Origin of the sequence: Shewanella sp. SG41-3 (genome assembly GCF_014164545.1) — a bacterium.
Classification (GTDB): domain Bacteria; phylum Pseudomonadota; class Gammaproteobacteria; order Enterobacterales; family Shewanellaceae; genus Shewanella; species Shewanella vesiculosa.
In genome coordinates, this window is record NZ_JACJFJ010000015.1 from 17,046 (window position 1) to 32,221 (window position 15,176).

Consider the following 15,176-nt stretch of genomic DNA (forward strand, 5'->3'; position numbering starts at 1 on the left):
TGCCTCCGCGGGATGACAAAAACAAAAGCGGACTTATTGTCCGCTTTTGGTGCTTAAATCAAGATTATTTTACACTCGCCAATAACATTTGATTGGTGAGTTTAATAAACGCTGATGGATCGGCCAAACTGCCTTTTTCCGACAACAAGGCTTGCTGTAACAACAAATTAGCCCAATCAGTAAATAACTTTTCGTCAGTTTCGTTATTCAAATGCTCAACCAAAGGATGAGTTGGGTTAATCTCAAACGTTGGTTTCGATTCTGGTACTGGCTGACCTGCAGCTTGCATCAGTTTAATCATCTGCGTCGACATTTCACCTTCGCCGGCTACAACGCAAGCTGGAGTGTCAGTTAAACGAGACGTCACGCGCACGTCCGATACACTGTCTGCTAATGCCGCTTTTACACGTTCAACTAAATCTTTCGACTCTTCGGCAACTTTATCATGCGCTTGTTTATCAGCAGCATCTTCAAGTTCACCTAATTCTAGATCACCACGCGTAACTGAATGTAATTTCTTACCATTGAATTCGGTTAAGTGACTCACTAACCATTCATCGATACGCTCAGACAGTAATAATACCTCAATGCCTTTTTTACGCAGCAATTCAAGGTGAGGACTGTTAGCAGCAGCATCATGACTGTCAGCAACAATATAGTAAATCTTGTCTTGACCTTCTTTCATGCGCTCAACATACGCTTCTAATGACACAGTTGTCGCAGCTGAGTTGTTATCAGTTGAAGCAAAACGCAATAAACCGGCAATGCGCTCTTTGTTAGCAAAGTCTTCTGCTGGGCCTTCTTTCAACACTTGGCCAAACTCAGCCCAGAATGACTGATATTGTTCAGGCTCGTCTTTCGCCAGCTTTTCAAGCATTCCAAGCACACGTTTGGTGATGCCTACACGCATTGCAGTGGTGACTTGATTGTCTTGTAAAATTTCGCGAGAAACGTTTAATGGTAAATCATTTGAATCAATTAAGCCGCGAACGAAGCGCAAGTAAGTCGGTAAAAACTGTTCTGCTTCATCCATAATAAACACACGTTGAACAAACAGTTTTAAGCCATGCTTATGATCGCGATTCCACATATCCCAAGGCGCTTTGGCTGGGATGTACAATAAACTGGTGTATTCTTGTTTACCTTCAACCCGATTATGAGACCATTTTAATGCGTCGCTATAGTCGTGAGAAATATGCTTATAAAATTCTTGGTATTCTTCTTCAGTAATGTCTGACTTGTTACGAGTCCAAAGCGCGGTGGCCTTGTTCATCACTTTCCATTCACCTTCAGTGGCCGCGACCTTCTCGCCATCTGGTCCATCTGACTCAGGTGTGCCTTCATTCCACATTTGCACCGGAACCGAGATATGATCAGAATACTTAGTGATAATAGAACGTAAACGATAATCGTCAGCAAACTCTGTTTCTTCATCACGTAAATGCAGCACGATTTCAGTACCACGTTCATTTTTAGTGATACTTTCTACATTAAACGAACCTTCGCCTTCAGATTCCCACAATACACCTTCGTTAGCAGCATGACCGGCTGCACGAGTGCGTACGGTAACTTTTTTCGCCACGATGAAAGCCGAGTAAAAGCCCACACCAAACTGACCAATTAATTGTGAATCTTTTGACGCTTCACCAGAAAGATTACCGAAAAACTCTTTGGTACCTGATTTTGCAATAGTGCCTAAATGTTCAATCACGCTATCGCGGGTCATACCAATACCATTATCAGAAATGGTAACTGTGCCCTTTTCTTTATCGGCGCTAACACGCACGCGTAAATCGCCGTTACCTTCATATAAAGCATCATCTGTTAAGGCTAAATAGCGAAGTTTATCTGCTGCATCGGCCGCATTTGAGACAAGCTCACGTAAGAAAATCTCTTTATTTGAATACAGAGAGTGGATCATCAATTGCAGAAGTTGCTTTACTTCGGTTTGAAAGCCATGAGTTTCTTGTTGTGACATGAATAATTTCCTTGGTGTTACGTTAAATCAATCACGAGTCGAAACATCAACTCGCCTTAAAAATCTTCGTTAACCAAGAGATGGGGGACGTTACACTATTTTCAAGGGGCAACTCCATCTTGTTGAATAATAAATCGCCAGTTATGCTCAAATCAGGCAAATATCGTTGCTGATTCACCTCGATATGGCCATTAACTGAGCCATTTATTCAGCTTTGATTAAATAAAAATGCCAGCAACCCCGATTAAGGAGCCGCTGGCACAAGCTCGTTTTAATACAGCATCGATTTATAGCAGTGGAATACGACCATTAAATGATAGTGCTAAGGTGGTGCTATCGACATATTCAAGCTCACCTCCGACAGGCACACCATGTGCAATACGACTGATGACAACATTATGTCTTCTGGCCATATCGGCAATAAAGTGTGCTGTAGCATCCCCCTCAACGGTCGGGTTGGTGGCAAGGATTAACTCACTGACATCATCAGAGGTTAAATGACGTTCCAGTAAAGCCAAACCAAGCTCTTCAGGGCCAACACCATCTAAGGGTGACAGATGTCCTAACAGCACAAAATATCGACCATTAAAATGTCCACCCGCTTCAATCGCTAGCACATCAGCAGGCGTTTCAACCACACAAATGATCCCCGAATTAACCCGGCGATGGCTACTGCAGATAAGGCATAAATCCTGTTCGGTGAACGTACGGCAACTTTGGCAATGTCCAACTTCTGACATGGCTTTTTGGAGCGAATCGGCAAGCTTGAGACCCACTTTACGTTCACGCTCAAGTAATTGAAATGCCATTCGCTGCGCAGACTTTGGCCCAACGCCAGGCAGTGCACGTAAAGATTGGATTAATTCATCAACCAAAGGACTAAATTTCATAAATTGCCAATACCTTAATAACTAAACTTATTTTGATGTCATGGGTAAAACTGTCGAGATGAAAGGCTGTGCCAATCTGCGGTCACACCAACGCAGTGCGATTATTGTCTGTGCGGCGCTCGAATGCAAAGGTTAATCCATTTGGGCGCTAAACGAGCTTTAGATATTTTGGACTGAAAATAAAAAAGCTCAAGCATTAATGCTTGAGCTTTTTTAGCAAATAAATGCGATTAAAACGGCATTTTCATGCCAGGTGGTAGTTGCATACCCCCTGTGACTTCGGCCATTTTAGTCTTTTGATTTTCTTCAATGCGACGAGCTGCATCATTACAGGCGGCAGCGATAAGATCTTCTAACATCTCTTTATCGTCTTCCATTAAACTCGGATCAATTTCAACTTTACGCACATTGTGGTTACCTGTCATGGTTACTTTAACCAAGCCAGCACCCGCTTCACCCGTCATTTCGGTGCGCGCAATTTCTTCCTGCACTTTAGCCATCTTGTCTTGCATCATCTGGGCTTGTTTCATTAAATTGCCCATACCGCCTTTTCCACCAAACATAGTCGTTTCTCTCTCTAATTAAGGTTGTTAGCAAGTCGCCATAATGACGCTAATCTTACTGAAATAAATTCGATTGGCAATCTTACTGAGATACTTTTGAGATGAAGATAACTTCATCTCAAGCAAGATTAGCGTATTTGTTCATTTATGAGGCACTAATAAGCGCAATCTCTTGGGCAATTTGCCCCAATTGCTCCGATGGATATTCAATACTGTCACTGTCTAATTGCGCTGATAAACGCTGGACCATCCACTGCACTTTATCATCAAGCAAAATAGACTGTTGCGCCTGTGCGATAAGTTCACGGTGAAAACGCTTACGTAACTCAAGCGGTGTTTCTCGTTTTGGTACAACGCCAATCTGGATCTGTACTTCAGTCGGTTGCTCAAGGTATTCAGTTAACGCCACTTGCAATTGATCGATAGCCGTTTGCGCTGACAAATGTTTTTGATCCGGTTTTAAGACCAACACTATTGGATTGGACAAACCAGAGCACACTGAATTAACACCTAATTGTCGCACCCTACCACCAACAGAAACATGGGTCATCACTTTATACCAGTGCAAATCAACCTCATCACCTTGAATACTATGTGGCTCAAACTGGGCCACTGCATGCGATTGAGTCATTTTAGGCTCTGTCATGCTCTGTGGGTTAGCGGCGACGACAGCGCTAGCAGGCTTTAGATCTTGTTGATTAACCTGCTGAGAAACATTGCTCGGCTGGTTAATTGTGGCTTCAACGGCAGATTTATCATGTGATTGAACATCTGCAAATGCATTAACTTGTTCGCCCTCTTTGGGCGCGACCCAAGGAGGTCTATCATAATCACTGATAGCCGGAGAATTGTCGCTTTTAGTGGCCACAGCAGATAACACTGCACTGGTATTGGGCACAGTAGATTCAAGCGTTTTAGGCTCAGCGGCTAAGTGTTCTGAGTTTACTACCGGCGAATTGGATGGTTTGATCACTCTTGAAGAAACTGATTTAGTGGCTTCTTTTTTGGCGAGTTCATCTTTTTGCTGTAATGCCCCAACATCAGCGATGAGAGAATCACGACTAGCGAGTACTTCGTCAAGAAAGTCGTCTAAATCATCAGCGCGAAGCAAATCTTGTTCAATGCTATGGCTGACATTTTTGCTGCTAATGTCAGTGCTGTTATCAACACTATTGTCGACACTATTGCTAGCCGAAGCATCACTATGATGATCCGCCGTTTTCGGCGAAGACATCAAGCCCTTTGCAGTATTAACACGGTTCGTCTCTGGAGTCTGATTTAACGCCGAAAAAGCAATATATTCATCATGATCAGACGGCTGGTATTCCATTGATGCTTCATCAGAGGCATCATAATCCGTAAAAGAATAACCATCAAATGATCCATTATCTGCGTCCTGAGCATGCTGATTTTCTTGACTATCTTGTGCGGTATTGGCGTCGACATCGCTCTTGCTGCTTGTATCTGTGGGATTAACAGCTAATGCCTGTTGCTCACAAAACTCTTGCGCTTCAGTGGTGTCATGTTTAGGCGCATCAATCTTGCTGTCTGAAGCAGTTGATTCGCCGATTTCAGTGCTCACGGCAATATTATCAGCCGTTGAATGAGCAAACGCCGCTGAACTTATATCAACGCGGCTTTGGGTATCAACGCGGCTTTGGGGCGATTGTTCATCAAAACCTTGGCTTTGTGCTTGGCTGAGCAATAAAGCTTGTTCTGCTATTAGTGAGGCTGCGGCTGGCTCATCATCAATAACCTCGTCAATGTCAGTCTCAACATTCATCGCCGCAGCTTCTGCCTGAACTGGTAATATCGTTGCTGCTAACGCGCTATTCGCTTGAGACTGATTATCAAGCTTTGGGCCTGTTTCAATGACCTCTTGCGTGGGAGGTAAAGCATGATCAATCACGCTTAAATTAATATCTGCAGGTGTAGTTGTCACCCAACGTTTTACTTGTTTTTCAGGGGTGAATGCAACGGCGCGCAATAATGCCATTTCCAAGCCTGATTTAGGATCAGGTGCAAAAGCCAAATCTTTACGACCGTTAAGTAACATTTGATAATAAAGCTGAACTTGCTCAGGCGCTAATTGCTGTGCAAACGCTAAAATTTGTTCACTAAACAATGATTGCTGCGCAGCGGCTGGGGCAAACTGAGTCAAGGTAATTTGGTGCAGTAGCTCTAATAAACTGCGCAGAACTTCTTCTGCGTCCGCACCAAATGCTAATACTTTTGACACGGTTTGCATTAATGGACCCACATCAGCGTCACATAAGGCTTTTAATAAAGCCAGCACATGTTTTTCATCAATGCTGCCGAGCATGGTTTGTACTTGTGTCAACATGACTTGACCACTACCAAAAGCGATGGCTTGATCCGTTAAACTAAGCGCATCACGCATACTACCATTAGCGGCTTTAGCTAATAAACTCAATGCTTGTGGCTCAAAAGGTAGGTTTTCTTGGCTGATGATATACGCTAACTGCTTAGTAATTTCATCTTGCGACAAACTTTTCAAATTAAACTGTAAGCAGCGAGATAATACGGTAACAGGTAATTTATGCGGGTCAGTGGTCGCCAGTAAAAACTTAACGTGTTCGGGCGGTTCTTCTAACGTTTTTAATAATGCATTAAAACTGCTACGCGATAACATGTGTACTTCGTCAATTAAATACACTTTAAAACGGCCACGTGAAGGACGATATTGAACATTGTCGAGGAGCTCACGAGTATCATCAACTTTAGTACGAGAAGCGGCATCGACTTCAATTAAATCAACAAATCGACCTTGAGCAATTTCAATACAACTAGAACATTCGCCACAGGGTGTAGCCGTTACACCAGTTTCGCAATTGAGACCTTTAGCAAATAAACGCGCCAAACTGGTTTTACCTACACCGCGCGTACCGGTAAACAGGTAAGCATGATGTAACCTTTGCTGACTCAATGCATTGGTTAGTGCCATTAATACATGAGATTGGCCAACCATTTGGTCAAATTTAGCTGGACGCCATTTGCGGGCGAGTACTTGGTAAGACATGAAATTCCCCACAGAGAGCTATCGGGAGTCAATCCCTATAAAGGGGTTAACAATAACATGCCAAGGGCTGGCATGCTATTGTTGAGCATGTATTTGATAGTGCAGAATACAGTTAACTGCTTAATAAAATAGCAGTTTATTTTACTATTTACTCACCATCAAACTCACATAAGCTTAATACTTCAATTCCCATACCTTGCAAACGCTTCTCACCACCAATTTCTGGTAATGAAATTACAAATGCAGCGTGAGACACTTCACCACCAAGTTGGCGGATAAGCTTTACTGTTGCTTCGATCGTGCCACCCGTGGCGAGCAAGTCATCAATCACTAACACTTTATCATTGGCATTAATGGCATCGACATGAATTTCTAAGGTATCTTTACCGTATTCTAAATCATAGGTTTGGCTAATGGTTTTTCGGGGTAATTTACCTGGTTTACGTACAGGTACAAAACCAACACCTAGCTCTAAAGCTAGTGGTGCACCAAATAAAAAACCACGCGCTTCCGTACCAACCACTTTAGTGAAACCTTTTGATTGATAATGAGCCACTAAAATCGCAATAGTGGCTTTATAAGCTTCTGCATTTTCAAGCAAACTCGTGACGTCACGGAACATGATGCCTGGTATTGGATAATCAGGAATGGTTTTAATGCTTTGCTTAATAAGCGCTAAACTGTCTTGGTTCATCATAATTTTAGTTAACTCTATAAAAGTGATTACGCAATAAAAAAGTCCACGTTGCGGGTGGACTCTGGTAAAAATACTTAGCTGATCTTATGCCCGTTTAATCTCAGTTGCAACTAGCTTACCTTAACTGACGATTTATTATTCTAACTCTGGGATCCGCCACAAAAAAAATACTAAAAAAAGCATCATGCACAATAACATCATTTTCACCCAAACAATCGGCACAATGGCAATGCTAACCCCAAAGCTTAGCACGGTCATCAACATTGCTTTTTTCTTAAGAGGACGACTCAATGCCCTGTTCGATTGCCATTGACGAATACCTTCGGCAAACCATGGATGATTGACTAACCAATGGTGCAAGCGATCATTTGAACGGGAAAAACAAAAAGCAGCTAGCAGAATAAACGGGACTGTTGGCAATAAAGGCAACGCAATACCGATTAAGCCTAAAACAAGACTGCACAGGCCTATTATTAGAAAAAAACCACGTTTTACCGCCATAAGCACCCTCATCAGAAACAAAAAACCACTCTAGCAGAGTGGTTTAGTAGACACATCATGACAGGTTAACCTGAAGTTAGCGTTAAATTAATCCTGTTGCTTTCAACCATGAAAGACTCGCGGGTAATGTTGGAATTAATAAAACCAAAATAAAACCAACGAAATAAAATATGTTAAACGGGTCTTTAAAAGGCTGACTCATGATTATTCCTACATTCAGGTGATGTTGTTACTGCAATAGCTTAACACTTTCATTCGCTATGATAGGTCAACATTGGGTTAACTTAGCGAACAGCAAGTGTGAGGCCAGTCACAAAAAGTGGCTCATTTTAGACCTATCTTTATAAAATAAAAACCATAAATTTTTTAAGCCTATTTTGACTAAGTTGATGAAATAATAATCCCCTTTTGCGCCAATTGTTGGAGTAAAGGTAAACAGCCTGATAATAAGGTGTCATTGGACATTTGTGGGTAGTGTTCACTTAACCACACAATAATCGCCTCTACGGTGACACCTTGTTGAGAAAGGCTCATTTGCTCAATGTAAGCCAATACTTGTGCGCTTAGAGGCGTCAGTTGCAAAAAAGCAACTTGCTCAGTTAAATCTCGAAACACACAAAAAAAGTTCGCTTGCGGTGTAGGTTCAATGGGTTGGTAGTCAACACTAATATGTTGAACATCAAAAGCGTATTGCGCGACCTTGGCACAAGTGGCCAAACATAATCGCCGCTGGGCGAGCTCACCAGAAACGAGCAACTGAGATGATGGTGTGTCTGGCGCGACTGCCACACATAACTCTAACCATTCATAATGCGCTAGCTGCAACATGAAAATCGGGTCATCTTGTGTGATTTGATATTGATGCTGCAAAAACGCTAAAAACTCACTGGCAATTTCGACAAATATTGGTGTTTGACAATCATGAGACCGAAAAAACTTCTGCACTAATGCTTGCCATTGTTCATCCTGATATAGACTGTTAAGTACCGGAAAAGCACTGGAGACAAAACCACTGATATTATTAAAAAATAACTCTCGATAGATATTCATCCGCCTAGGCTCAATACCCTCTGGTAATGGCAAGCTAGGATCACGAATGTAATCCATAAATTGTTGCTGTACTTGCATAAAACCCATTATGCCTTCCTCAGTAATGACTGCTGACGTAAAGCTTGTTGTTGGTATTGATGGATTTGATTAATTTCATTGAGCAAAATGTCGGTTTTAGGAATGTTAAAGTCGCGCTCAAGCAGTGTGGGATGTACACCGTGTAATTGATAGCATTGCTGTAATAATCCCCAAACAGGATCGATAATGTCGGCACCATGGGTATCAACAACCAAATCAATGTCTTCTTGATAATGCCCAGCAATGTGTAAATATTCAATCCGCTCGGTCGGCATAGCCGCCAAAAAAGCATTAGCATCATATTGATGATTAATTGAATTAACATAAATGTTATTCACATCAAGTAACAGCTTACAGTCAGCTTCTTGCAAAACGGCATTAACAAACTCAACTTCACTCATTTGTGCACCAGGAGCTGCATAGAAGGAAACATTTTCTAAAATAAATGGCCGCTCAAGTATCTCTTCAACCTGGTTTATTCTTTTAGCTGTATGGATCACTGCGTCGTCAGTAAAAGGGATCGGCATAAGATCGTACATGTGACCGGCTCCCGAACAATAACTTAAATGTTCGGAATAAATATCGATGTTATGCCGATCTAAAAAGTGTTTTATCTTGTGTACAAACTGAGCGTCTAAAGCTTGCGGGCTACCAATGGATAAAGATAATCCATGACAAAAAAAACGATGTTGTTCGGTTAATTGAGCAAATTGACGACCAAACTTACCTCCTAGGGTCATCCAATTTTCAGGCGCAACCTCAAAAAACTCAATTGCGGCAGGCACATGCTGACAAAATTCGTCTAACATTTCTCGACGAAGCCCTAAACCGACATTGGCTAAGCCATGAGCATGATTTGTAGACATAATGCGTGTCCTTGATGATTGTTTTTTAAGTATTGATATAACTAAATATTCGATAAAAAACAGATAAATTTAAGGCCTGAATCTCAGGCCTTAATTGTATTAGATAAGCCTAGGCATTATCAAACAGAAGCAAACTGTTATTTTTGACCGCCGCACTTACCTTCAGTCATTTTTTCAGCTGATTGCTTCATGTCGCCACATTTACCTTCAGCTGCTTTTTCCGCTGATTTTTTCATGTCACCACACTTACCTTCAGCCGCTTTTTCCGCTGATTGCTTCATGTCGCCACACTTGCCTTCAGCCATTTTTTCCGCTGATTGCTTCATGTCGCCACATTTACCTTCAGCCGCTTTTTCCGCTGACTGTTTCATGTCGCCACATTTACCTTCAGCCGCTTTTTCCGCTGATTTTTTCATGTCGCCACATTTGCCTTCACCACACTTACCTTCTCCGCCATCAAGTTGGTAACCAGAAGTTAATTGTTGAAAACCAAATGGATTTGCTTCTACTTGCGCCGAAAAACCAGCCGTCATTACAACTGAACCTAACGCAACAGCTAACGTAGTTTGTTTGATTGAATTCATAATAATTATATCCTTAAGTCGTGATTATAATGCTGACCAGCATTATTGCCGGCTTGTGTAAAGAGACCTGCCGTTAGTAACGTTTATTACAAAAAAATATCCGAAATGTGAAAAAAATCCATTTTATTAACATTAATTGTTGCTAGGCAAGCTTAAAAATAACGCTATATACATTTAACATAGACACAACAACAATCATATCAATATGATTATTAATAATAATTTACTTAACGTCGAGACAAAGATGGTCATGGCACTATTTAGTGCTGCTATCCGATAATAAACACGTTAAAATAGCCCACTTTTTACTGCAGCAAGGTGTATTGTGCGCGTTATTTTAGCTCCGATGGAAGGTGTGGTAGATGACCATATGCGTGAAATTTTGTCAGCCATCAATCCATTTGACTTGGTGGTGACGGAATTTGTCAGGGTAGTCAATCAACTATTACCTGAAAAAGTCTTCTACAAACTGTGTCCAGAGTTACATCATCAAGGTTTAACTGCATCAGGTACACCAGTTCGTGTTCAGTTGTTAGGACAAGAACCAGAGTGGATGGCACAAAATGCCATTAGAGCCATAGAACTAGGGTCAAACGGCGTTGATGCAAACTTTGGTTGCCCAGCAAAAACCGTCAATAAAAGTAAAGGCGGCGCAGTGTTACTGCAATACCCAGAGAATATTTATAACATTGTTAGGGCCATGCGCGATGCTGTACCGTCAGAACATCCAGTTACTGCCAAAATCCGTTTAGGTTACGAAGATAAGTCGTTATTTATGGAAAATGCCTTAGCTGTGTATGAAGCCGGCGCAACAGAGCTGGCAATTCATGCTCGCAGTAAAACCGACGGTTATAAGCCCCCTGCTTATTGGGAATACATTACCGAAGTCAGAAAACGCCTGCCTATTCCCGTTATTGCTAATGGAGAGATTTGGAATGCTGCTGATGCGCAACGTTGTATGGACGTAACTGGTTGTGACAGTGTAATGATTGGCCGAGGTGCTATATCGCTACCGAACTTAGGTGACACCATTAAAACCGGTGCAATCCCGTTTAGCTGGCAACAAACATTAAGTTTACTCATGGCTTATAGTGACAAAGAACTCACCGGACGAAAGTCGGACTATTATCCCTCACGGATTAAACAATGGTTTAGTTACTTAAATCGTCAATACCCAGAAGCGGATACTTTATTTAGAGAATTGCGAGTGTTTAAAACAACCGAAGAAATCGTTAATACCTTACAAAACGCTCATCGCGCACTGTTATAGACTAGCAATATCGTGGATCTAGGCTGGGATCTAACGCAGTTTGATTGGGTTATGTCATTCACCTCGTTAAACTGTGTTTATCCTAAGCAAAGTTGATAGCGCAATATTATTATCAGTGTTCTATATAGGGTGATTGATTCACCACCTATTCGTTAATAAAGCCCCTAGAGCCTCTCCAGCACAGAGCATTAACCTTGGCTAACATGAATAAAAAGTAAATTATTATTCATGTTTTTATCTCAAAAATCTAATCGAGAATTGATCTTCGTCATAACGTCGGCTCTATTTGTGCTTAAAATAGATTATCTACATTGGCATAGTCAGTTAAGGTTATCTCAGTTGCACAATTCTCAGGATATAAAGCAAAAACTTCAACAACTTGAACTTATTTTGAGACGTGAGTTAATGCTCGTTATTAAGGATTCATTAAAATCGACTGAAGTTGCTCATGTCACAATGCAAACCCCTCTTGGGCAACTAATTGATTATCTACCACAAGTAAAACTCGCCGACACCGATATTTTTACTCGGCTGATGCGGCTAGATGCTGCATATTGTCAACTTGAACTGGGTTTATATGGGCTTTGCTCAGATTGTGAAGTCGACATAGAAGCATATCGCCTAATCACAGATCCAACGGAACAACGTTGCACTCAATGCGAACAAAAATTTCGTCGAGAACATCGGCATGAATTACGCTTAGATCACTAGCCATTAACGTCTGTAAAGCACACATAGATCTGCAACCTAGCTATCCATTATAAAATCATCATCATAAAAAAGGCCTACATAAATGTAGGCCTTTCGTAATAAACAGTATTAATATCAGACTGTTTTATGTGTCTCTGTTATTTAGAACTTAACAGATACGCCACCGTAGTACTGACGACCGATAGTGTCATACACTTCTGGTACAGTACCGCCGTCACTACCATTAGATACGCGTGATGGCTCTTCGTTGGTTAAGTTTTTCACGCCAGCGCTCAAGGTAATCATGTCCGTAACATAGTAAGTACCGGCAACGTTGTGGTACAGAATCGCATCCACTTTATCGCCTGTATTTAAGTCGTCCATTTCACCAATGTAACGGTTGAAGTAGTTAACACTCCAGCTGTCTTGACCAGCTTGAATATTGAAGTTGTTACGTACACGAGCATACGCGCCAAAGTTACCATCAATATTGTTGGTGTAGTTGTTATCTTCTTGCTCAAACTTGATCAAGTAAGTTGTATCGTTGCTGATTTTCCAATCTAACGATAACGCTTCAAAGTTATAAGCTAAGTTAAAGTCTAATCCGCTTGTGTCTTGGCTACCTACGTTAGTTAACGTATTTGTTAAGTTAGACAAATCACCATTTGGACCAATGTTAAAGGTTTCACATGCAGCAGCAGAAGCATTAGCAAAACATGCATCAAGACCCGCTTGAACATCTAAACGTGTAATAGCATTGGTGACTTTAAAGCGCCAGTAATCAAGCGTTAAAGATAAACCTTCAACATAGCTAGGTGAGTAAACTAAACCCGCTGTGTAAGAATCTGATTCTTCAGCTTTTAAGTTACTGTCTGAAGTATAACGCGTTAAGATCTGTGGATCTTGAGCATTGCCCCAAGGATCATCTAAATAGTCGTATGAACCGGTATCACCGCCAAATAACTCGCTGATACTAGGTGCACGGAAACCTGTAGCCGCTACACCACGAAGCATTAAATCATCAGATGCTTCATAAGTAAGGCCCACTTTCCAAGTAGATGCTTTACCGAATGTTGAGTAATCGTCATAACGAAGTGCAAAATCACCGGTTAATTTTTCGGTAAAAGGAACACTAACTTCTTCGAATACAGAGAAAACATTGTAGTTGCCGTCAGTAGGATCTTGCTGAGCAGCAGTACTATCGCCAGCTACTGTTACAGGATCTGGATTATAGAAACCACTTTCGTAACGATATTCAGCACCGATAGCAAAAGCAACTGCACCAGCACTTACATCGAACAACTCACCATTTAAGCCTGCAGAAACAACATGCTGCTCGTTACCACCATTAGCATTATCGGTAAAGCTAATGTCATTAACAATATCACCCGTTAATGGAACACCTGTGAACCATGCATCTTGGTTAGCATAAACAGATTGCTTAAGATTAGTTGCATTGATTGAGTTATCAACGCTTGAATCAGCTTTGTTTTTACCGTAAGTGTATGCGATATCCCAGTTCATACCGGTATTGATATCAAACTCACCAGCCAAAGCCGCAGAGATACGGAATGTATCAGTATCTTGAGAATAAATACGCGGACCAGCATCAGTCGTACGACGACGGTAATTGACTCGACCAGTATCATCAGCTTCAACACCACCGGCTGTCATAGCAGAATCAAGAGTAATACATGCTGCGCCAGCTTCAACACCTGGAGCGCCACATACGTTTAGCATAACATCAGCAGGTTGCGGAGCAAGTTGCTGATCAGACTTACGTTTAGTGTAAAGAACATCACCACTTAGCACCAAATTATTGTCTAACTCTTGAATCATATTAGCAAACAAGCTGTAACGCTCGTTTGGTGTTTGGTAATAACTGCTCGTGGTGTAGTCATAACCTGTAGAACGAGCAACCCATTCACCAGCGTCATTGCGTACTTTTCCGCCTAATGAACCAGTAGGTAAAAATGAACTTGCACCTGGCTCTGTCCAGCTACGATCTGACTGAATAACGCTTTCACGTTTTGAATACGCAGCACCGACAGTATAGTTACCGCCATCAGTATTGAAACCGTATAAACCGCTTAACTCACCTGTCTCACCGTCGCTTTCGCTAGTAGTGCTACCGTTAAGATCGAATTGGAAGCCTTCGAAGTCTTTCTTGGTGATGATGTTAACAACACCAGCAATAGCATCAGAACCGTATACCGCAGAAGCGCCATCTTTTAAGATCTCAACGCGAGCGATCATAGATACAGGAATAGAGTTCAAATCGACAGAACTGTCTGCACCTGAACCAGAGTTAACCATACGACGGCCGTTTAATAACACTAGCGTACGTTGAGAACCCATGCCGCGTAAGTCAACTTGTGCAATACCATCTGAACCGTTATTTGAACTAGAACCTAGAGCGGCACCAGCCATTGAGGTTTGAGCTTGAAGTAGTTGGTCAACTGAAGTGAAACCTTCTGCGCGAATAGCTTCAGCAGAAATGATGGTTACTGGAGAAGCTGTTTCCATGTCTTGACGTTGGATACGAGAACCCGTTACTTCGATTCTTTCAACTTTCTGTTCGTCGGCAGCAAATGCTACTGAAGAAAATAAGCCTGTTGTCGCGACACTTGTTGCTGCTACAGCTATTAAACTACGGCGAATTGCCTTAGCAGTTAATGTGACTGAACTCATGAATAAACTCCCTATAACTTGGAATAAAATAAAACAAGTCGTTATATTTTTAATTATGAATAATTGGTCAGTGCCAATCATTGAAAAACATTATTAATGAATAAAAAACCTTTAGTCAATAAGGGCAACATGTGAACAACATCACACTTGACATCAAGATTGATAATTAATTTGACTTAAACCAATCCCATTAAAATCAATAATTTAGCAAATTACACTGTATTAACTCAGTCTATTAACATTTATTAACATAAGAAAATAAACATATAAGGCACCAC

General features: G+C 41.4%; 12 protein-coding genes. 2 read left to right on the forward strand and 10 right to left on the reverse strand.

From position 1 onward, the window contains the following. Positions 1–64: 64 nt before the first annotated feature. The 9 genes from htpG to H5164_RS19340 form a co-directional block, all read right to left on the reverse strand. Entirely contained in the window at positions 65–1,978 is a 1,914-nt protein-coding gene (gene htpG / locus H5164_RS19300) for a molecular chaperone HtpG (RefSeq protein ID WP_124016061.1), read from the reverse strand. A 287-nt stretch (positions 1,979–2,265) separates the two neighbouring features. After that, the gene (recR, locus tag H5164_RS19305; RefSeq protein WP_182757353.1) at positions 2,266–2,868 is read right to left on the reverse strand and encodes a recombination mediator RecR; all 603 of its coding nucleotides are present in this window, start codon (positions 2,866–2,868) and stop codon (positions 2,266–2,268) included. 230 nt (positions 2,869–3,098) lie between these two features. Then, positions 3,099–3,431 (reverse strand): YbaB/EbfC family nucleoid-associated protein, encoded by a 333-nt coding sequence (locus tag H5164_RS19310; protein WP_011637860.1) that lies wholly within the window; start codon positions 3,429–3,431, stop codon positions 3,099–3,101. Positions 3,432–3,576: 145 nt separating this feature from the next. Continuing rightward, positions 3,577–6,471 (reverse strand): DNA polymerase III subunit gamma/tau, encoded by a 2,895-nt coding sequence (gene dnaX, locus H5164_RS19315; RefSeq protein ID WP_182757354.1) that lies wholly within the window; start codon positions 6,469–6,471, stop codon positions 3,577–3,579. Between the two features lie 148 nt (positions 6,472–6,619). Beyond that, positions 6,620–7,171, reverse strand: coding sequence for an adenine phosphoribosyltransferase (apt, locus tag H5164_RS19320; protein ID WP_101088153.1), 552 nt, complete (start codon positions 7,169–7,171; stop codon positions 6,620–6,622). Positions 7,172–7,303: 132 nt separating this feature from the next. Further along, positions 7,304–7,669, reverse strand: a complete 366-nt coding sequence (locus H5164_RS19325) for a YbaN family protein (protein WP_182757355.1) — start codon at positions 7,667–7,669, stop codon at positions 7,304–7,306. Positions 7,670–8,050: 381 nt separating this feature from the next. Beyond that, positions 8,051–8,806: a DUF2063 domain-containing protein gene (locus H5164_RS19330; RefSeq protein ID WP_182757356.1), complete on the reverse strand. Its 756-nt coding sequence runs from the start codon at positions 8,804–8,806 to the stop codon at positions 8,051–8,053. Next, positions 8,806–9,663 carry a DUF692 domain-containing protein gene (locus H5164_RS19335; RefSeq protein WP_182757357.1) on the reverse strand — a complete coding sequence of 286 codons (858 nt, stop codon included), beginning with the start codon at positions 9,661–9,663 and terminating at the stop codon, positions 8,806–8,808. Before H5164_RS19335 ends, H5164_RS19330 begins: the two co-directional genes overlap by 1 nt. A gap of 137 nt (positions 9,664–9,800) precedes the next feature. Beyond that, the gene (locus tag H5164_RS19340) at positions 9,801–10,247 is read right to left on the reverse strand and encodes a hypothetical protein (RefSeq protein WP_124016068.1); all 447 of its coding nucleotides are present in this window, start codon (positions 10,245–10,247) and stop codon (positions 9,801–9,803) included. Positions 10,248–10,572: 325 nt separating this feature from the next. Between H5164_RS19340 and dusC the strand changes: the two genes are divergently transcribed. Both dusC and H5164_RS19350 read left to right on the forward strand, forming a co-directional pair. Continuing rightward, positions 10,573–11,517, forward strand: a complete 945-nt coding sequence (gene dusC, locus H5164_RS19345) for a tRNA dihydrouridine(16) synthase DusC (protein WP_182757358.1) — start codon at positions 10,573–10,575, stop codon at positions 11,515–11,517. Between the two features lie 405 nt (positions 11,518–11,922). Beyond that, positions 11,923–12,228, forward strand: coding sequence for a TraR/DksA C4-type zinc finger protein (locus H5164_RS19350; RefSeq protein WP_371698052.1), 306 nt, complete (start codon positions 11,923–11,925; stop codon positions 12,226–12,228). Between the two features lie 141 nt (positions 12,229–12,369). Here H5164_RS19350 and H5164_RS19355 read toward each other — a convergent pair whose 3' ends face one another. Further along, the gene (locus H5164_RS19355) at positions 12,370–14,898 is read right to left on the reverse strand and encodes a TonB-dependent siderophore receptor (protein ID WP_182757359.1); all 2,529 of its coding nucleotides are present in this window, start codon (positions 14,896–14,898) and stop codon (positions 12,370–12,372) included. Positions 14,899–15,176 lie beyond the last annotated feature (278 nt).

Coding starts and splice junctions, on each gene's coding strand:
- H5164_RS19325 (WP_182757355.1), bottom strand. CDS start 7,669: ATGGCGGTAAAACGTGGTTTTTTTCTAATAATAGGCCTGTGCAGTCTT.
- H5164_RS19310 (WP_011637860.1), bottom strand. CDS start 3,431: ATGTTTGGTGGAAAAGGCGGTATGGGCAATTTAATGAAACAAGCCCAG.
- htpG (WP_124016061.1), bottom strand. CDS start 1,978: ATGTCACAACAAGAAACTCATGGCTTTCAAACCGAAGTAAAGCAACTT.
- dnaX (WP_182757354.1), bottom strand. CDS start 6,471: ATGTCTTACCAAGTACTCGCCCGCAAATGGCGTCCAGCTAAATTTGAC.
- H5164_RS19350 (WP_371698052.1), top strand. CDS start 11,923: ATGCTCGTTATTAAGGATTCATTAAAATCGACTGAAGTTGCTCATGTC.
- recR (WP_182757353.1), bottom strand. CDS start 2,868: ATGAAATTTAGTCCTTTGGTTGATGAATTAATCCAATCTTTACGTGCA.
- H5164_RS19330 (WP_182757356.1), bottom strand. CDS start 8,806: ATGGGTTTTATGCAAGTACAGCAACAATTTATGGATTACATTCGTGAT.
- H5164_RS19340 (WP_124016068.1), bottom strand. CDS start 10,247: ATGAATTCAATCAAACAAACTACGTTAGCTGTTGCGTTAGGTTCAGTT.
- H5164_RS19335 (WP_182757357.1), bottom strand. CDS start 9,663: ATGTCTACAAATCATGCTCATGGCTTAGCCAATGTCGGTTTAGGGCTT.
- H5164_RS19355 (WP_182757359.1), bottom strand. CDS start 14,898: ATGAGTTCAGTCACATTAACTGCTAAGGCAATTCGCCGTAGTTTAATA.